The 18,797-nt window shown below is 54.4% G+C and carries 19 protein-coding genes; 4 read left to right on the top strand and 15 right to left on the bottom strand.

Annotation, left to right across the window (positions count from 1 at the left end; translation table 11 throughout):
• The first annotated feature begins 72 nt into the window (after positions 1 to 72).
• Both IBT46_RS03365 and IBT46_RS03360 read left to right on the top strand, forming a co-directional pair.
• Positions 73 to 369 (top strand): YebG family protein, encoded by a 297-nt coding sequence (locus IBT46_RS03365; RefSeq protein WP_200544006.1) that lies wholly within the window; start codon positions 73 to 75, stop codon positions 367 to 369.
• Between the two features lie 118 nt (positions 370 to 487).
• The gene (locus IBT46_RS03360; RefSeq protein ID WP_200544004.1) at positions 488 to 2,551 is read left to right on the top strand and encodes a S9 family peptidase; all 2,064 of its coding nucleotides are present in this window, start codon (positions 488 to 490) and stop codon (positions 2,549 to 2,551) included.
• On the opposite strand, the gene exoX is transcribed toward IBT46_RS03360, so the two are convergent.
• From exoX to IBT46_RS03345, 3 genes are all read right to left on the bottom strand, one after another.
• Positions 2,548 to 3,213: an exodeoxyribonuclease X gene (gene exoX / locus IBT46_RS03355; RefSeq protein ID WP_200544002.1), complete on the bottom strand. Its 666-nt coding sequence runs from the start codon at positions 3,211 to 3,213 to the stop codon at positions 2,548 to 2,550. The genes IBT46_RS03360 and exoX overlap by 4 nt on opposite strands.
• Before the next feature lie 12 nt (positions 3,214 to 3,225).
• Positions 3,226 to 3,984 carry a carbon-nitrogen hydrolase family protein gene (locus IBT46_RS03350; protein ID WP_200544000.1) on the bottom strand — a complete coding sequence of 253 codons (759 nt, stop codon included), beginning with the start codon at positions 3,982 to 3,984 and terminating at the stop codon, positions 3,226 to 3,228.
• A 79-nt stretch (positions 3,985 to 4,063) separates the two neighbouring features.
• Positions 4,064 to 4,294, bottom strand: a complete 231-nt coding sequence (locus IBT46_RS03345; RefSeq protein ID WP_105594244.1) for a DNA polymerase III subunit theta — start codon at positions 4,292 to 4,294, stop codon at positions 4,064 to 4,066.
• Between the two features lie 189 nt (positions 4,295 to 4,483).
• Between IBT46_RS03345 and copD the strand changes: the two genes are divergently transcribed.
• Positions 4,484 to 5,362 carry a copper homeostasis membrane protein CopD gene (copD, locus tag IBT46_RS03340; protein ID WP_200543998.1) on the top strand — a complete coding sequence of 293 codons (879 nt, stop codon included), beginning with the start codon at positions 4,484 to 4,486 and terminating at the stop codon, positions 5,360 to 5,362.
• A 55-nt stretch (positions 5,363 to 5,417) separates the two neighbouring features.
• A complete protein-coding gene (locus tag IBT46_RS03335) occupies positions 5,418 to 5,753 on the top strand; it encodes a YebY family protein (RefSeq protein ID WP_200543996.1) in 336 nt (111 codons plus the stop codon).
• A gap of 373 nt (positions 5,754 to 6,126) precedes the next feature.
• Here the strand turns inward: IBT46_RS03335 and IBT46_RS03330 are convergent, their stop codons facing one another.
• From IBT46_RS03330 to IBT46_RS27180, 12 genes are all read right to left on the bottom strand, one after another.
• Complete coding sequence (locus IBT46_RS03330; protein WP_200543994.1) at positions 6,127 to 7,158, bottom strand: tyrosine-type recombinase/integrase; 1,032 nt, start codon at positions 7,156 to 7,158, stop codon at positions 6,127 to 6,129.
• 106 nt (positions 7,159 to 7,264) lie between these two features.
• A complete protein-coding gene (locus IBT46_RS03325) occupies positions 7,265 to 7,483 on the bottom strand; it encodes a DNA-binding transcriptional regulator (protein WP_200544355.1) in 219 nt (72 codons plus the stop codon).
• A gap of 88 nt (positions 7,484 to 7,571) precedes the next feature.
• Positions 7,572 to 8,735 (bottom strand): phage late control D family protein, encoded by a 1,164-nt coding sequence (locus tag IBT46_RS03320; protein ID WP_200543992.1) that lies wholly within the window; start codon positions 8,733 to 8,735, stop codon positions 7,572 to 7,574.
• On the bottom strand, positions 8,735 to 9,259 hold the full coding sequence (locus tag IBT46_RS03315) for a phage tail protein (RefSeq protein WP_200543990.1): 525 nt from the start codon (positions 9,257 to 9,259) through the stop codon (positions 8,735 to 8,737). Before IBT46_RS03315 ends, IBT46_RS03320 begins: the two co-directional genes overlap by 1 nt.
• 3 nt (positions 9,260 to 9,262) lie before the next feature.
• Positions 9,263 to 11,725 carry a phage tail tape measure protein gene (locus tag IBT46_RS03310; RefSeq protein WP_200543988.1) on the bottom strand — a complete coding sequence of 821 codons (2,463 nt, stop codon included), beginning with the start codon at positions 11,723 to 11,725 and terminating at the stop codon, positions 9,263 to 9,265.
• Entirely contained in the window at positions 11,718 to 11,858 is a 141-nt protein-coding gene (locus IBT46_RS03305) for a GpE family phage tail protein (protein WP_234479923.1), read from the bottom strand. The genes IBT46_RS03310 and IBT46_RS03305 overlap by 8 nt, the downstream gene beginning before the upstream one ends.
• A 14-nt stretch (positions 11,859 to 11,872) precedes the next feature.
• Positions 11,873 to 12,151: a phage tail assembly protein gene (locus IBT46_RS03300; RefSeq protein WP_200543986.1), complete on the bottom strand. Its 279-nt coding sequence runs from the start codon at positions 12,149 to 12,151 to the stop codon at positions 11,873 to 11,875.
• A gap of 56 nt (positions 12,152 to 12,207) precedes the next feature.
• Positions 12,208 to 12,717 (bottom strand): phage major tail tube protein, encoded by a 510-nt coding sequence (locus IBT46_RS03295; protein WP_200543984.1) that lies wholly within the window; start codon positions 12,715 to 12,717, stop codon positions 12,208 to 12,210.
• 12 nt (positions 12,718 to 12,729) lie between these two features.
• Positions 12,730 to 13,899, bottom strand: a complete 1,170-nt coding sequence (locus tag IBT46_RS03290; RefSeq protein WP_200543982.1) for a phage tail sheath protein — start codon at positions 13,897 to 13,899, stop codon at positions 12,730 to 12,732.
• 112 nt (positions 13,900 to 14,011) lie between these two features.
• Complete coding sequence (locus tag IBT46_RS03285) at positions 14,012 to 15,106, bottom strand: phage tail protein (protein ID WP_200543980.1); 1,095 nt, start codon at positions 15,104 to 15,106, stop codon at positions 14,012 to 14,014.
• Between the two features lie 2 nt (positions 15,107 to 15,108).
• The gene (locus IBT46_RS03280; RefSeq protein WP_200543978.1) at positions 15,109 to 15,825 is read right to left on the bottom strand and encodes a LamG-like jellyroll fold domain-containing protein; all 717 of its coding nucleotides are present in this window, start codon (positions 15,823 to 15,825) and stop codon (positions 15,109 to 15,111) included.
• A 7-nt stretch (positions 15,826 to 15,832) separates the two neighbouring features.
• Positions 15,833 to 18,796 carry a hypothetical protein gene (locus IBT46_RS27180; protein ID WP_234479922.1) on the bottom strand — a complete coding sequence of 988 codons (2,964 nt, stop codon included), beginning with the start codon at positions 18,794 to 18,796 and terminating at the stop codon, positions 15,833 to 15,835.
• Position 18,797 lies beyond the last annotated feature (1 nt).

Here is an 18,797-nt window from a genome sequence, read left to right as displayed (position 1 = left end):
GAACGCTAAACTTGAGTCAAATCCGCTTCGGTGATAGACTGTATATAAACACAGTATAGCGAGAAGAAAATTATGGCTGTTGAAATTCAATACGTAGTCGTCAGAAAAGGTGAGGAAAAGATGACGTTTGCCAGCAAAAAAGAAGCCGATGCCTACGACAAAATGCTCGATATGGCCGAAGTTTTTTCTGAATGGCTGACCACCAGTCCGCTGGCGCTTGATGAGCAGCAGGGTGAAGCACTGGGCCTGTATCTGGCAGAAAACAAAGATGCACTGCAGCACATTCTGCGAACCGGTAAAATGCCGGAAGAGGCGGCCGCATCAGAAGATGAAACAGCCGAAGCTGACGGTAAACTGCGCGCGGTGTGATTTCCGGGCGTAGCGTAAAAGGTGGTGGCTAATTTTACACCGGTTGTGCCTTCGGCTATTGGCAATCAGGCATCTTGCTGCCAGTCTTACAGGCAGGCACAGCAACCGTGAAAATATCATGACACCACCTAAAGCAAAGAAAGTCCCTCATGTGATGACTCAGCACGGTGACACGCGCTGCGACAACTATTATTGGCTGCGCGATGACCAACGGGAAGATCCGGAAATTATCGCCTGGCTCAAAGCAGAAAATGAGTACGGCGACAGCCTGCTGGAGCCGCAAAAAGCGTTACAGGCGGAACTGCTGCAGGAGATCATCGATCGCATCCCTCCGCGCGACCAGTCGGTTCCCTACGTAAAAAATGGCTATCGCTACCAGAGCCGCTATGAAGAGGGCAACGAGTATGCCATCTACAGCCGTCAGCCTGCGGAAACCGCTACACCCGAGCAGTGGGAAACGCTGGTCGATGCCAACCAGCGCGCGGCGGAAAGTGAGTTTTATGCGCTTGGCAGCCTGGCGATTACCCGTGATAACCAGATCCTGGCTCTGGCCGAAGATTTTCTCTCTCGCCGCATCTACAGCATTCATTTCCGCCACCTGCAGGACGAGCGCAGCTTTGACGAGGTCCTGGAAGGTGTGACGGCCGGCATGACCTGGGCGAATGACTCGCAAATGCTCTACTACGTGCGCAAGCATCCGAAGACGCTGCTACCTTACCAGGTCTGGCGGCATACGCTGGGCACCGCGCAGGAAAGCGATCGGCTGGTCTACGAGGAGCTGGACGACACCTTCTATGTCGGCCTGTATAAAACCACCTCCGAGCAGTTTATTGCTATTTCACTCAACAGCAGCACCACCAGTGAAATCCTGTTGCTGGATGCGAATGTGCCGGATGCCGAACCGGTGATGTTCAGTCCGCGCCGCAAAGACCATGAATACAGCGTCGATCACTACAAGGGCCATTTTTACCTGCGATCGAATCGCGATGGTAAGAACTTCGGCCTCTATCGTACCGACAGCATCGGGCAGGACGACTGGCAGGCGATTATCGCGCCGCGTGCCGATATCGTACTTGAGGGCTACTCGCTGTTCCGCGACTGGCTGGTAGTGGAAGAGCGTCAGCGCGGCCTTACCCGTCTGCGGCAGATTAGCTGGCAGAATGGGGAAGAACGGGCGATTGCCTTTGACGATCCAACCTATGTCACCTGGCTGGGCCATAACCCGGAGCCGGAGACCAGCAAGCTGCGCTACGGTTATTCCTCAATGACCACACCGGACACGCTGTACGAACTGGATATGGACAGCGGCGAGCGTCAGGTGCTGAAGCAGACCGCGGTAAAAGGGTTTGATGCCGGTCATTATCGCAGTGAACGCCATTGGATCACCGTGCGTGACGGAGTTGATGTGCCGGTATCGCTGGTGTATCGCAAGGACAGCTATCGCCCCGGCAGCAATCCGCTGCTGGTCTACGGTTATGGTTCCTACGGCAGCAGCATGGACCCGGATTTCAGCGCCAGCCGGCTCAGCCTGCTGGACCGTGGCTTCGTCTTCGCCTTAACCCACATTCGCGGCGGCGGTGAAATGGGTCAGCAGTGGTACGACGATGGCCGCCTGCTGAATAAGATGAACACCTTCCACGACTTTATTGATATCACCGATGCGCTGGTGGAAAAGGGCTATGGCGATCCGGCTAAGCTCTACGCCATGGGCGGCAGCGCCGGTGGCTTATTGATGGGCGCGGTAATCAACATGGTGCCGGAACGCTTCCACGGGGTGGTAGCGCAGGTGCCTTTTGTTGATGTGGTGACCACCATGCTGGACGAAAGTATTCCGCTGACCACCGGTGAGTATGATGAGTGGGGCAATCCCAACGACGAGCAGTATTATCGCTACATCAAGCAGTACAGCCCGTACGATCAGGTTATTGCGCAGGATTATCCGCATTTGCTGGTCACGACCGGCCTGCACGACTCTCAGGTACAGTACTGGGAACCGGCCAAATGGGTGGCTAAGCTGCGCGAGCTGAAAACCGATTCGAACCTGCTGGTGCTGCATACCGATATGGATGCCGGCCACGGCGGCAAATCTGGCCGTTATAAAGTGTGGGAAGAAGTGGCGCTGGAGTATGCGTTTCTGATTGGGCTGGCGAACGGCACGCTCACCAGCAGCTCTGCTCACTAATCATCTATGCCTAAGGCCCGCTGCATGGTAATACGCAGATTGGGCTTCAGGTCCGGGATGTTTTTCAGCATCCAGTGCAGATATCCCGGATCTTTCTTTGCCACGGAATCAATGGCCTGACCGCGATACTTACCGAACGGGAAGGTGCTTTCCAGTCCTTTCGTCTGCATCCTGCGGACCATTTCCGCAGCGTCCCAGCCGCTGGCATCCATAATATGAACCAGCAGCGCAGCGGTGATGTAGCAGTCATACAGCGCCCGGTGCGCATGCAGACCGGGTGGGGTAATCACCTCAAGATTCAGCGCATCGCGCAGCGCCTGATTGCCGTACTTGAGGCCGGGCCACAGGCGACGGGCAAGCGTCATGGTGCAAATCCACTCACCGTGCATTTCCGGCAGCATCCGGCGATCGAAGCTGGCATTGTGCGCCACATAGTACGCGCTGCCCTGATAACGCCCCACCGCCTGCTCAATGGTGGGTTTACCGAGCACCATCTCTTCGGTGATCCGATGAATAGCCATTGCCTGCCGGCTGATAGGCCGATCCGGGGAGATCAGATCGCTCATCGGATTTATGATCTGTCCATCGACCACATCCACCGATGCCACTTCGACAATACCACCCTGCAGGCCACAGGTTTCCGTGTCAATTACACGTAACATACTCTCTCCCTTTTACAGAACCGAGGTGCAGGGTAACGGATGAACCTCCCCCTGCCAATGATTACCGCTGCGGCGGGCAATAATCAGCTGTTCTCCGCTCCCGCCTTGTACTACCTGACGCCCGTCCGGCCCCCAGAAAGCGCTTTTTCCTGCACTTTGATAGCCACCTGTCGGCCAGGCGTGATTGGCCATCATCACCGCCATCCTGTAGTCCCGCGACCAGCGCGCAAGATAATCACAGTCCTGCTGATAGCCCTGTTCGGACACCAGTACGCTGGTCGCATAGAGATCGGCACCCTGGCGTGCAGCATCCTGGGCAAATTTCTCTACGCTGATGTCGGCGCAAATCGCCATCACCACGTTGTGGCGCTGATGGCCAAACATCGGCACGGCCACGCCCTGGACAAAAATCTGCTTTTCTTCACCATACAGATTGCGTTTGCTGTAGGCGAAACGGGTGCCGTCGGGCAGGAACGTTGCCGCTGACAGCCGTACGTTATTTTCACCGATCAGCGGCAGCCCGATGCTGATACCCATCTGATATTCTACGGCGGCCTCGGCAAATACCTGCAGTCGGGGATCGTCGAGGGACAGGGCCAGTTCTCCCATCAGCGGCAGTTCATAACCGGTGAGTGACAGTTCGGGAAACATCAGTAAATCAACGTGCCGGGAGGCAGCAAGGCGGACAAACTCAAGATGGTGTTGGATATTCCAGGTGATATCGCCAGGGCGGGACCCTGACTGTGCAGCAGCAACGTTCCAGCCGGACATAATGACTCCCATGGTTGAGATTAGGTGCAGTAATGCTCTGCTGATTATCTCAACCGATGCCCGGCAAAATGACAAGCCCTTATTTTTGCTTGGGTTCGTACGGCAGCCGCGAAAGGGAAAGTGACAGCTGGCGATAGTGTGCCAGCCGCTGGCGGAACCAGTCACGCAGAGCCTCCGGCTGTTCACGTTCGACCATTTCGGCAATCACCGGCATATTATAGCGTTCTTTAAACGCCACCCCGGCGGCAGCCAGATCGACGTTGATTTTATCTTTTTCTTCCTGCGGCAGCGTGGCCAGGTTAGTGCTCATGGTGTTCTCCAGACAGTTTGCCGCAAAAATAATGCAGAAGGCACGGATTAGCAAGTTTACCGGCTAACCGATAGTCGTTATCACCTCGACACTGCTATTCAGGCGGGGTATTCTTTCGGCCTCTGGTCGCCCGACGCCGCTACTCGCAAGGATGATTGAGCACGATGCGTAACAACAGCCTGAAGTAATATGTCGCTAACCGGCTTCTATATTTTCTGCCGCTGGCTGCATTTTGGCGCGCTGATGTCGCTGGCAGGAGCGGGGATCTTTACCACGCTTTTAGCGCCGGCACGATACCGTGCGCGTCTCAGCGACCGCTTCCGTCCGCTGATACAGATATCCTGCTGGCTGACGCTGTTCACCACGCTACTGCTGCTGAGTGCCCAAACCGGGCTGATGGGTGATGGCTGGCGAGATATGATCAATGCCGACGTCTGGGCTGCCGTGTTACAAACCGGATTTGGCCGTATCTGGCAGTTGCAGTGCGTGCTGGCAATGCTCGGCTGCCTGATGCTGTTGCTGCGGGGCAGGCTTCGTCAGCAAATGATGTTGCTATGTGCACTACTGCAGCTTGCTGGACTGGCATTTGTCGGCCACGCTGCGATCCTTGACGGTTGGCTGGGAGCACTGCAGCGCGGCAACCAGATCGTCCATTTGCTGGCCGCAGCATTCTGGGCGGGTGGTCTGTGGCCGGTGGCGCTGTTGATGCGAGAAGCTCGCGATGCTGCCTGGCGCTACGAGGCAATTAAAACCATGATGCGCTATTCGCGCTACGGCCATCTTGCCGTGGCGCTGGCGATCGTCAGCGGCATGGTAGCCGCTCTGCTGCTGCTGGGATGGCCCCTTGTCAGCTTCCAGCTTTATAGCCAGCTGCTGTTGCTGAAAACGCTGCTGGTTGCCGCGATGGTCGCCATCGCACTGTTTAACCGCTACTGGCTGGTGCCGCGCTTTCAGCGCAGTGGAGAGGGGGCTCAGCATAATTTCGTCATCGCCACGCTGGTGGAAGTGGCGTTGGCGGCGCTGGCGTTGCTCTCAGTCAGCCTGTTTGCCACGCTGGAACCTGCCTGATCGGCAGCCAGCGCCGGTGTACTGTTTAAAGCACTGTTTGAAGGTATGAAAAGTCATGAAAAAACTGGCATTAATGTTTGCCGTATTGAGCGTCAGCACCAGTGCGCTGGCCGGGATTGAAACCGTCAGCCGTTTTGATATGGGTAAAGACAACTGGCCTTTCACCCGTGAAGAGATGATGCTCAGCTGCGAAAAAGGCAACGTGCTGTTAGCGATTAACGACGGTACGCTGGTTCAGTACCCGCTCAATGCGGCGGCGGAAGAGAGTATTAAAGCCGGTCGCATTAAGGGTGTTCCCATCGATAATATGCTGGCTGACGATCCGGCCAATCCGGGGCATAAAAAAAGCCTGGCACCGATTATTGCCCGAGCCGAGAAGCTCTGTAACTGATATCTGATGGATGCGCTGGCACAGCCCTGGCGCATCCCTTATCTCCGCATCAGCCCGCGTATTCCGCGGTAACCTGCCGTTTCTGCCACGTTGATCACAATGCTAACAATCCGTAACTACTTTGCAACATGCGGTCTGGCAATCCCCTGCATTTCGTCTATCTTTTAAGAGTCAGGCAACAAGCCTGCATTAATGCCAACTTTTAGCGCACGGCTCTGAGAAGAGCCATTTCCCTGGACCGAAGACAGGAATCGTCTTCGGTCTTTTTTTGGAAGGTGTTCTAAAACAATAACTTAGTTAAGAATCAACGTGTTACAACCAACCTCATTACACTGAATTACACCCTATTTGAAGCTGTGTAGACACTTTGTAGTCATTTTTTGTGGCCCATTCTTGCCAACGGATTGTTGCTAACAGCCTCTTGCAGATGGTCAGGCGCGAAGTGTGCATAGCGCATGGTAACGCGTATATCTGAGTGCCCGAGAATACGCTGGAGGACGATAATGTTTCCTCCGGCCATCATAAAGTGACTGGCAAAGCTGTGGCGTAAAACATGGCTCATTTGCCCTTCGGGTAGCTTGATTCCCGCCAGACGGATTACCCGATAAAACTGCCGATAGCATTCAGAAAAGAATGCGCCTTCTTTGTCTTTGAGATCGTTATACAGTTCATCGCCGATCGGCACCGTGCGATTGCGTTTACCTTTGGTGTTAATGAAAGTGATTTTGTTGGGTGATATCTGGCTGGACTTTAGTCCGGCGGCTTCACTCCAGCGTGAACCGGTTGAAAGGCAGATGCGAACAATCAAAGTCAGCTCTGGATTACCATGCCGATCGCAAGCCTCGAGTAGGCGCAAAATTTGCGTTTCGGTCAGCCAGGCCATCTCCTTTTCTGGCTCATCGAACTCGCGAATATTTTTGAGAGGATTGGGGTAGGTGATCTCGCCAAGACGCTCCAGCTCATTAAAAACGGCGCGTAAAAACGCATGTTCACGGTTCACCGTTCCAACGCTGACTTTAAGTGATTTCTCGCTTGTCTTGTAACCATTTTCAATGAGACCACTTAGCCGACGTTCGCGGTAATGCGCCCAGTCCTTAGCCGTAATGCTGGATGCTATCGGGTCGCCTAACCCCCGGCAGATAATGTGCAGTTTACCTAAGCGACCTTTCTTATCACCCAGCGCGCAGCCATGCAGCTTGTACCATAAGCTGATTATCTCACCGAGTTTTCTACGGTCTTCTTTCTCTCCGAGCCAGGGTTTTGCTTTAAACTCTTCGGCTAAATAGTGCTCATAGGAAATAGCCTCTGCACGGGTTTTGAAGCTTTTCCTAATGCGTTTACCATCACGTCCATTTGGGTAAAAATCGCAAAGCCACTTACCGTCGGTCTGTTTCCTGATAGCCATAATATCGCCCTGTAAAAAAAGCGATAAAATACTGTATATAAAAACAGTGTTCAATGTTTGTTTCAGGTTTTCTAAACATGTAAAAAACCCGCTTTCGCGGGTAGTCTTAATGGAGAAGTGAGGGCTGTTGTCCCTGCGCTGTATGCAGTGGAACTTGCTTAATCGTGCCCGGTGAAACGATGATCTGTTCTATCGACTCATAGGTTTTGAAGGTACAGCTGCAGTTGATATTCTGACACTGATGGTAACGCTCTTTTGTCTCACGAGAGATATAGCGGCTACTTTTTGCGTGTGCAGCGGTCTGGCATAACGGGCAATGCATCATGTCTTTGTTACCTGGCAGGGTAGGGGAGAATGATTGCATTTTGCATATGCGAGTTATGATTGGCAAATACAAACTAAAGTTATTTTTTTTAGTTATCTTCCTGTTCTACCTGATAATCTATGTTTGTTAAAAGCACTTCAAAATTAAGGTTTGTGGTGTATCCACTGCTACCGAGATTATGGGTAACCTTGCTTATCGTCCAGGCTTGCGCATCAATAACCGACTTGAAACCTGTCACCCGCACGGGGGTTTCAGGAAAGAGATCGGCACGGCCTTTTGCTAAAGTGAGCGAGAACTCTGCAACGCCGCGCTGAAGCTTTTCCCACTTTGCCCGCGCTGCACCCATTGCGGCTGCTTTGGTGCTGTATACCGTGGTGAGTGCGAACACGTTCTCCTCAGAACCTACCAGATATTCTCCCTCTTTCGCCTCCACCGCTTTCACCGGCTTTGCCGTTACTTTCTTCGCCGCAGGATGCTGCAGCGCCCTGAGATTCTGCACTTTAGGTTTGCGCTGGAGTTTCACTTTTTTAGGTTTGGGGTCTTTGGTATGTAACCAGCTGGCAGTAACGCCGGTATAAGCCCCGCGATCGGCAATGCTGAACGAGTGCCTGTCACCGTCAGCCCGGGTGATTGTCATCTGAGGAATAGGCTTTCCACTGGCCGTCACACCGTTACCTGGCCGAATGAACATCAATTTACCGGCTTTGATTGCGACTACCGCCCCATACAGCGCAGCCAGGCGGGTTAGAAATTTGGCATCGCTCTCCTGCGTCTGATCGATATGTGAAACGGCTATACTCGCCAGTCCCTGCGCCAGCGTCGCGGCCAGCTTATTACGTTCAGCCACCTGAAGAACGATATCACCCAGGGTCGTATCATGGTAAGACACTTCCCGGCGGCTGTTAAACGTTCCCCGGAAATCGACGCTACGCGCGCGGATAGTCATTGTGTCGGGCGCGCCGTGATGTTCCACTTCATCAACGGTAAACTGCCCCTTACTCACCAGCGCTTGGCCCTGCCAGCCGAGAAACAGCGTCACCAATGCACCGCGCACCGGCATTACCAGCTTGCCGTCGGCATCATCCAGTTCAATATCGAGCTGGTCCGCTTCGAAGCCGCGGTTATCGGTCATGGTAAGCGATAGCAGACGCGGCTTGATATTGGCCGTCACGTCCTGGTTGTTTACCGAAAGCAGAAAGTCTGGACTGAGGTTAGCACCGGCCGACATTTTAAAGTTACTGATCCCCACCATCAGGCCAGCCCTACCACGGTAGAAATTACGCTGCCGGCAGCGGTCTTAACTTTATCCATCGCCGCCGTGATCTGCCCCGGCAGGTTACCGATGCCCGCAATTGTTTCATCAGCCTGGGCGCGAAGATCGCCAAACATTGAGGTCAGCGACTCGTCTACGCGCAGCAGACTGAATGAAAATGTAATTTTCCTGGCGCTGCCGTCGGAGTAGAACTCGCTTTGTGTCGCGGAATAGTTCTCTACAACGTACATGCCGTAAATCGTGCCGTTGCCACCAATGAGCGGCCATGCCCGTCCCTCATCGGCCAGCAGTTTAAAGGTCAGCATCGACAGCGCACCGCCGGTTATTTCCGGGCGTAGCTCGCCTGACAGGGTAATTTTCTCATCACCCGGACCGAGAAACTGAGCTGATGCACGCTGGCCGACGCGGCTGTTAGTCGGCCAGCGATAGTCAGCACTGTGCTGAAGCTCTGAATAGGGCAACGTCTGGCGCATAAAAGGCAGCAGACCATAGATCATCATCATCGGTTAGTCCTCCCAGCCTAATTTGCTGCGCTGCTGTGCCGCCCGATTACGCTGTTCACGTTCCTGGTGTTGCGCCATCAGCGCCAGGGCATCATCTTTGGTCATGCCCGGCTGCATGTTGATATCGTATTGATAGTGATTAACGCTGCTGTCGGTAAAACTGCCTTTGGATGCAGGGGCGCTAACAGGCTGATACCCTGCACCACCGGTGGCAAAGTTATATTGGAGGCCATCTCCCGACCAGCCTGCGCCGCCGGTAGCCACCGAATCCGGGCCGGGAACCTTATCGCTTAAGTCCTCTGACTTTTTATCAATAACGCCGAGCTTTTCCAGCACCCAGTCAATGCCGGATCGCAGCTGCTTTAGGGCCTCACCGGGAATTTTGAGCGCATCAGCCAGCATGTTGCCGAACTTTTTCCCCATATCCCCAGCCGCCTTCAGTTCAGTCTGCGTGGACTTCACCGGCTCAAGTAGCTTGCCGAACCAGTCCCACAGCGCTTTTATTTTCTCCGTTACCCAGTTGAAAACCGGTTTAAGCCAGCTGAATGAATCTCCGATCGGCCCCATCGCTGCTACAAACCCCTCGGCAAAACCGGAGATAAACGCGCTGACAGGTTCCCAGTATTTGCGCACCAGCAGCGCACCAGCCACGATAGCCGCTGCGACGGCTACCACCGGCAGCGTGATAGCACTCAACGCCGCGATTACCGTACCACTCACCAGGCTAAATCCCGTGGCCAGTAGTCCGGCACCGGCAATAATCATATTCAGCCCGGCCACTACCGGCCATGCGATTAACCCAACCAGCCCCAGCCCGGCAACCAGCGCAGTTACCGCACCGGTAACCATCACAATTTTATTGGTCAGCTCAGGGTTGGCCTTTACCCACTCACCGGCCTTAATCAACCAGTCATTGGCCGTTACGGTGAGTTTTCGCAGCGCTGAGTTCTGCTGGTCGAACACCTCAATACGGATATCTTCCCAGGCAGACGACAGGTTTTTTAAATCACCCGACAGGTTATCGACCTGTATATTCGCCACGCGTTCTGCTGCGCCTTTCGAATCCATCAGCAGCGCATACTTGGCATCGAGCTTGCCGTCACCGGCGGCGTCGATCAGGTTGATAACGCTTTTCGCCGCCTCTTCACCGAAGATCGTCTTGATGTATTCAGCCTGCTGAGCCGTACCCAGGCGGTTTTTCTTGAATGACGCATCAATGGCTTTCAGGATACCGAACACCGGCAGCATGTTGCCTTTGTTATCCCGTGTCTTAATCCCCAGCTCGTTAAGCGCGGCGGGAGCCTGGCCCACCGGTGCCTGAAGACGGCTGAATATTGCGCTACCGCCGGTTCCGGCCATCGATCCCTTAATGCCGTTGTCGGCCATGATGCCGAGCATCGCCGTGGTTTCTTCGATACTGGCTCCGGCTGCACGCGCAATCGGCGCAGCATATTTCATCGCCTCGCCCAGTTCCAGCAACGAGGTATTGGATTTGGTGAAGCCCTTCGTCATCACATCCGCAACGCGCTGGATCTCCGACATCGGGATTTTAAATGCGGTCTGCATATTGGTGACGATATCCGCCGCCTCGGCAATATCGACCTTGGACGCCAGAGACAGGTTTACCGTGGACTCAGTGGAGGCCAGTACCGCATCGGCGTCGTAGCCAGAACGCGCCAGCGTACTCTGCGTGCGCGCCACGTCGGTCGGGGAAAACGCTGTACTGCCACCAATTACCCGTGCCTGATTACGGATTGCCGTCAGTTTCGGATCGGCCTTGCTGACGTCAAGCAGCGCCTGTGTTTCAGACATCTGCGCGTCAAACTCCACTCCTGAAGCCAGCAGCGCACCACCGGCAATCAGTGCGGCAGAACCCCCGGCAAACGCGGCCGCACCTCCGTTACGCACTTTCCCGGATATCTCCTGGCCGCGCCGGTAACGTTCAGTTGTTCGGTTTAGCCGTTCCTGGTGCTGGTTAAGCCGTTGCAGCTCGGCGCGCTGGCGGGCAAGGTTAGCCGTCACCTGCGCGGCCTCGGTTCTCAACCGCTGCTGTTCACTGCTCAGGCGGCGCGTCGAGATGCCTGATGCGTTTAACGCTTCGCGCTGTTGCTGTACGGAAAGGCGCAGGTTGTTTGTCTTCACCTGTAAGGCACTGGCGGCGGCACGGGCCTTATCCAGCTCGCGCGCCTGCGCCGCCGTGGGTCGGGCGGTATTATGAAACTGGACGGCCAGCCGCTGGGCTTCGTCTTTGGCCTCTTTCAGTTTCTGTTGAGTGACAGCCAACTGGGCACTGGTTTTGCGGAAACCGTCGATACGCGCCACTTTGGCATCAAGCGCGGTCAGTGCAGCCTGCGCCTGGCGGATGCCCTGTGATGTCTGTCTGGTCGCATTCTGCACGGCTTTAAAGGGACGGCTGGCCTGATCTACCGCTCTCAGCAGTACCTGCAACCTGAGATTGTTACTCATCCGGTTTTACTCCGCTGCGGATCATCGCCTGATACCGCCAGTCGAGCAGCTCGGCCAGCGGCATGTGATACATCTCAGAAGGGGGCCAGTGAAAGATGGTGGCAACATCCGCCATCAGATCGCCGACGGTCATGCTGCGGGGCCAGCTTACCCGGCCGACTTCGGCGATAAAAAACCAATCACCTGCCCGCTGAGGCCGATCAGATCCACCGGGTCGAGCAGCATACACTCAGCTTTAGTCAGTGAAGGGACAGTGATGCGCGGCAGGACTACCATCAGCGAATCCACATCCGATGAACACAAATCTGCAAGGCGAACACCGCGTAGCGCGCCCGCCGTTGGCTTGATAACTTCCAACTCGGTAATCTCGGTTTCGCCGCGCTTCAGCGGGGTTTCCAGAATAATGATGTTTTCTTTCAGTTCCATTTTTCAGTTCTCGTTATTCAGTGAGTGCCAGCGCCGGGCGCTGGCTGCAGGGAGGGTTAAACCAGACCGATGTTTTTGCGGTGCTGTTCCAGCCGGTCAACGCCGTTGACCTTCTCCACCATGTTCACGGTATCGATCTCAATCAGCTCTTTACCGTTCCAGGTGAGTTTGTAGTAGGTGCATTTGGTGGTGATTTTGGTTTCAGTGTCTTCACCCTGTTTACCTTCACCGAAATCAAATGCCTGATGCTTACCGCGCAGCTCAATCTCAACAGCGACAATCTCGGCAGTGTCATCGCGCTGATAGGAACCGGTGTAGCGGAGCGGTACAGCTGACGCCCCCCACTGCGACAGCACCAGTTCGTTAATGCCGCCAATGGTCCACTCAACATCCAGCGCGTCATCGTCCAGGCCGTTATCGATATGAGCCGCGCCGTTCATACCACCACCCCGGAACGGGTCCAGCTTGCGGGACAGCTTCGGCAGGGTGATGGCAGTGACTTCACCCTGGAAGCTGTTACCGTCGGCAAATAAATTCAGGTACTTCAGTTTTTTTGGCAATGCCATTTATCCGGCTCCTTAGCTGTTAACCGACGCGGCAAAGTTCGCCAGATAGGTATCGGTGATGCGCTGGCGCAGGGTTAAATCTTCCAGCGGCGGGACGGGGGTATAGTCGTAATCAATAAACAGCTTGCCCGCTTTCAGGGTGGCCGTATCGTTGGCGCTTTCGTCATACCAGCACGATGCACCCAGCAGATAACCGGCATTAACCAGCTCGCGGAATTTCGCGTTGATACCCGCGATAATGTCGCGTACCAGCGTCGGGGTCAGTGGCTTATCGTTGGCCCACATATGCGCCTCGGCCATCGTATCGGCCAGTACCTGCGCAGTGCGGGTGTAGTTCTCAAAAGCAAAGAGTGGGTCATCGCTGCACGAGCGGTTCCCCCAGAAGCGGAAACCATCTTTACGAATAAGCGTGGTTACGCACGCCTCATTGAGCAAATCGGCATCGGTGCCGGTCTGCTGCAGATCCCAGAAAACCGACGCCGAAACGCCGGTTACGCCGTTCACACCAACGTTAGACAGGGTTTTATGCCAGCCGGTATCGTTGTCGATTTTGGCACGCAGCCCCAGTGCGCGGGCCGTTGCCCATGCGGTTTCTGATGCGTTGGCCGTGGTATTCCAGGCGATAAAGTCCGGCCAGATAACCATCAACTCGCGCTGGCTGAAGTTCTCGCGATAGGCAATGGCATCCGAGATGGTTTTGCAGTTCCACGCGGTGACGTAGCCAAAGCCGCGCAGCTGCTGGCAGATGCTGGCGAGCGCGGTCGCGACTTCCAGCGAGTCGAGGCCCGGCACGCCGAGGATGCGCGGCTTAACGCCAAGCTGAGTCGGAGCTGACAACAGCGCTTTCATGCCGGTGTAACGACCGTTCTCATCCGTGCCACCGATGAGATTCGAAACCGTTTCCGCTTCTGTCGCCCCTTCTTTCACGCGAACAACCACGGTGACTGGCTTTGACTGGTCGGCAATCGCCTGAAGGGATGCGGCCAGGGTGCCTTTCTTTCCTGCCCTGGCGATCGCTGCCTGTACGTTGGTTAACAAAACGGGGGTATTCAGGGGAAACGCGGTAGCGTCGGCATCCTCGGCGGTACAGACCATACCGACAATCGCTGTGGATACGGTGGAGATAGTGCGCGTGCCGTCGTTGATTTCGACGACACGGACACCGTGATGATAATCAGACATCTGATGCACTCCATTATAAGGGTGCGCTCAGATTGTCAGCTCAGGGGGCAGGGTGCATTCTGTGACGGCTTGCTGGTCAGTGACCGGACAAACGGCCCGGCAGGGGATGTTATTAAGCGGTTCTGGCCCAGCACATCAGCAGGGTGTGTGCCTCAACGATGCTTAACGTTTTACCTTCACCGAGTGCGGCAGTCTCGCCGCTAACGGAGCGCTCCGGGACCGTCAGGCTGATGGTGTGTTTATGGGGCTGAATCTCCAAGGGTACAGGGACATCACCCATTTCCACATCGTCCAGTGAAAAGCGGCCTTTGCTGTTCTCCCGTCCGTCAGCACCGAATCGGTAAACGTTAAACTCTGCGCTTCCTGCCTCCGTGGTTTCCACATTGTTCAGTTCAGCAGATTCCGCTTTACCGGACACGTTGATTTTTTCAGCTGGCAGGTTTTCACGCTTGATTGTCGCGGTATCGCTGCCGCCGTTCTGGCCGACGTTACTGCCGTCAGCTTTACCGACACGGATAGATTTATTTTCGCCGGTATAAACCCACGTTGACCAGGGGTAAAGCGTGTTCGGGTCCACCTTTTTCGCGTAAAACCGCACCGTGCCAACGGGGTTTTCTTCCTCCCAGAAATCACGCCGTGCAGTCTTGACCGCTTCTTCAATGCTGTTGTTAATAAACTCTTTCAGGGCTTTATCAAGCTCGCCGACTGTCTCGTCGGTATAGTCTTTAGCGGCGTTTTCTGCGTCGGTGACGCTCTTGACTGTCGCCAGCACGACTGATGGATCGGCAATCAACTCCACCGCACCTGTACTGCTTACCCTCAGTTGCATCCTGATAACCTGAAACCGCCCTGAACCTTCCGCCAGTAATGGCTTATAGGTTTCCGGCATGTTTCCCACCGCAACGCATGTTCCGTCATCAGTAAACACGGCCATTTCGCGCAACCAGAACCCCCCGGCCTGCGGGGGGATAATCATCTCGGCTTCGATAACACTGGCGTTACTGTCTGTTATATCCAGCCGGTTCAGGGTGCCCCGGTAGACTTCATTAACCAGCCCTTTCCACTCAGGCTCTGGCCTCGGCAGATTTCCCAGGCCATCCCCGACAGCCATAGACGTTATTTCAACGGGCTGGCCGGTGACAGCGGCGCGGGCTATTTTTTCATTACCGGCAACAGTCGTAACGACATAAAACGGATTTGCAGTCATGCTCACCCCTCGCGCGAATTGATGACTTCAATTCCTGTTCTGATGGCGGCCTTGCGCTGGGCCGGTGTCAGAAAACCATCATAAATAGCAACAAATCCAACCGAACCGTCGCACGTACCGCCCGAAACCCCCTGACCGATAATCAGTGGGCGCACCCAGTGGGTGATATTAATCGGCGAAGTAAACTCATTCGGAACGACATCGCCGTGCTGGTTTTCCATGCGAAGGGATTGAGCAGACAGCGTGATACACAGGATATTCCATTCATTTTCAACGAAAGTGGGTGAGCGGTAGCTGACGCCGGTTCCCGACGGATAAACGACCTGCACTCGCATGGTTTTATCATTCGGTGAAAAATCGACACAGAAGCCGCTGCCGCTACCCTCGGTCATCTGCCGACAGTCCAGGAACGTTGAAAAGGCGTCGAATGAGTTCGGTTTTACCGCGCACAATACAGAGATAGCGTCTTTACTGACGATAAAATCCGTACTGGCACCGCCACCCTGTCGGGTGAAATCCAGCCCGTAGTTTTTAATTATTCCCCCGCCCTTGGTGACTTTCCATCCATGCCCGCTGTTATCCAGTGGATTAAACAGATCGAACGATGCCAGGCAGGGCAGAGGGATATCCTCTACCAGTGGTGATTTCACCACGACAAAATCATGATCCCAGCTGTCCAGAGGGATAAATTTTTTACAAAAAATACGAAGACCGTTCATGGTGACCTCAGATAAAAACAGAAGAAGGGATATTCGGGGCTTTGGTGACATCCCCCCGGTTTTCGTTAGATGCGCCACGAAGTGAACCATCGTATGACACGCCGCCAGCCGGATTAAGCCAGGTGCAGCCAAAGGCAACAGCGTGCGCGCTGTCAAAATAAAGATTACCGGCCAGATTAGGCATCAACTGAATATCTGAACCGTTAATGCGCATTCGACTCTCTGCATTACCGTTCAGGTAACGGGCAAGCGAACCACCTGTAACGTGAACAGTACTGATTGCACCGCGAGTATCAACAACCGCATTAGGGCAGTTATCCAGCGTAATTTTGGGTATCCATGAATACGGGGATGTTTTGTATTCATCCGTCCAGTTTGCTGAAGTCCCTGGCAACCACACCGTATTGTTGGTATCTAACTCTACGGTGGGATTATTAATTACACTGACAATATCGCGTCCGATAACCTCTGCGTTAGTTCCGTCCGGGCGTTTTTTACGGCGGGAGCCAAATGTATTTTTATACAAATCATCAGCAAAACGGATCAGGTTCATATGAACATTGTATTCTTTCGGCACGTTGATCGCGGTCATGCCGTCAACACTGATCATCTCCGGCAGGTACGTTTTGTACCCGGTAGTTGCAGTATCGATACGCTCACTGCGAATAAAGCGAACGGCCGTGAAACTGAAGTTCCCTGGCGTCGCAGCAAAGTTAAGAGCGTTCTGGCAGTCAACCACGACATTCTTAACCGAGATTCGGTTAAAGCATTTGGTATCGTGACGGTCATTCGTTGTTTGGGTACCTACAGGGCGAACAATGTCATAACCAATGGTTGAGGCAGTAAACGGAATATCCGTTGTGTCAAACTTAATAAGCAGCCCGTCAATTTCTAATACGCCGTCACAGTCGCAGGCATAATTTTCCCGTGCCTGCACCAGATAGTTTTGTTTCGCTTCGCCGCGAGTATTCTGACTGTTAACCGGAATAATGTGCGTCAGGTCTTTAAACTTCCAGACCCCTCCGCCGTGCGCATTAATACCATTGCCTTTCAGCGTGACATTGTATCCGCGAACGTTATACCCGAAAGTATGCCAGTCAATGCGGTTCATCATGCAGTCACGGAACGTGATTTCCTTGGTGCCGTGATGGCCGTTAACGCCCCAGCCATACATGCCCGTGAACCGTTTGACCTCCATGTCGATGCAGTCGCGGAACGACAGCACGTAAGCCCCCGCGTACTGGAATGACCCGTCGCACTGCCCCCCTTTGTATTCCACGTCAAATACCTCGTGCGCGGAAATCTTCACCCAGGCAGGTGCTGAACCATATGCATCTGTGCGCAGCGACATTTTCCCGATAATGGTCATCGGGCGGTAAATTTCGATGTTATAAAACCGGCGACTGTTGCCGGACTCATGGAAGTGCGGCGGCTCGAAAGTAAGATAGCTGTCTTCTTTCGGAACGATAAACGCCTCGGCTACCGACCCGTCAGGGATGTTCTCCACCATCATATCCGTCAGCGCGCCGTTCTTACCGATACGGGCGAAATCACGGTACAGCACCTGCTGGCGCGGCACATCGACAAGCCCGTTACGGGAGTATTTGACCGCACTGGAGCGCACGAACAGCAGCCCGCCGCGATACGGATACAGGTCCGGCATAGGGAGCTGGCAGCTTCCCGATTTCAGATACTTTGCATAAGTGGTGTTCAGCGCAGCAATCTGCGCAGCTGTCAGCTGAATACGCGCTTTCCGGCTGCGGATGATGAACATACGCACCGGCTCCGGTGCATCATCATCCAGTCCGGGGATAGGTCCCCAGCGGTCCTCGGCTACCCCGGAGATATCCGTGGTGACGATGGTCGAACCGTTCAGATTTGTGCAGGTGTAGACATTCCACTCGGTGTTTTTCCACAGAAACACGCCGTCATTCTGCCTGACCGGAATATTCATCTTTTTGGCAAAATCAAAACAGGCGGCAATCCGGTCATCCGCAGGCGTCTGGTCGTTCATGAGTGCGGCGGCACCTGAACGATCGCCGGTAGCGGCTTTAACGGCAAATGCCAGGTAAGTGGCACCGGGCACGCGCGGCGCACCGAACATATCCCACGACACATAGTCAGCCTGCCTGATCCATCGCCGCCCCAGCACATCAACCAGACAGCCGCCGCCATCGTCAGGCGAGCTCGTGTCGCTGGCATCCACAACAAAACGACCTGCAATACGGTTACCCACAACATCTTTTACTGTCGCAGGACCGCTGTACTGGCGGATAGCGTCATATGTTGCAGCGGTATCGCCGGGGATGATTTCACCGGACTGCCCGCCACCACTTCCGCCCCCATTGCCACCAAAGCCGACAACCGTACCATCTTCTTTCACGCCCGCTATGACCAGACCGTTCGTTGAGTGAATAGCAAAAAGCCAGCCTGATGGCGCATAGTTGTCGATGGCGTGGCCGGAAAAAGTCAGCCCGCTGTCGCCGGTCATCAGTCTGACAATTTCAGTCAGTTCAGTTTTCATATCATCGCGAATACGGAATGCCCGGACGCCGTTTTTTGCGACAAAATCAATCACCGAATCTTCGGACTCAGAAAGTGTTGAGCGTATTACGCTGGATAAATAGGAAACCAGCTCACCGGAAAAAAGTGTTTTGCCTGTAGGCTGAATAACTCCGCCGATATTTTCACATTCGATAAACCAGAAATCGGCATTATCTGTACGGGAGGTGATGATCGCACCTTCGGGTATTTCCCCACGGTCAGCAGCTGCCTGCGCCTCACTGATGCTGAGATACGGGCGCTCACCCAGCCGCAGCCCTTCCAACGAATCTTTGAGATAATTGGTTCTGGACGTCAGCTGACGAGCCTGGATATTGGCCGTCCCGTTTGCGCCCCCGGAAACTATGTCACCGCGTTTAATCTGGTAGACTTCATCCACCCAGTCTTTGCATGCTGTCAGATTCGACATA

The organism is Erwinia sp. S38 (assembly GCF_016624545.1).
Classification (GTDB): domain Bacteria; phylum Pseudomonadota; class Gammaproteobacteria; order Enterobacterales; family Enterobacteriaceae; genus Erwinia; species Erwinia coffeiphila.
This window is presented reverse-complemented; position numbering and strand designations above follow the sequence as displayed.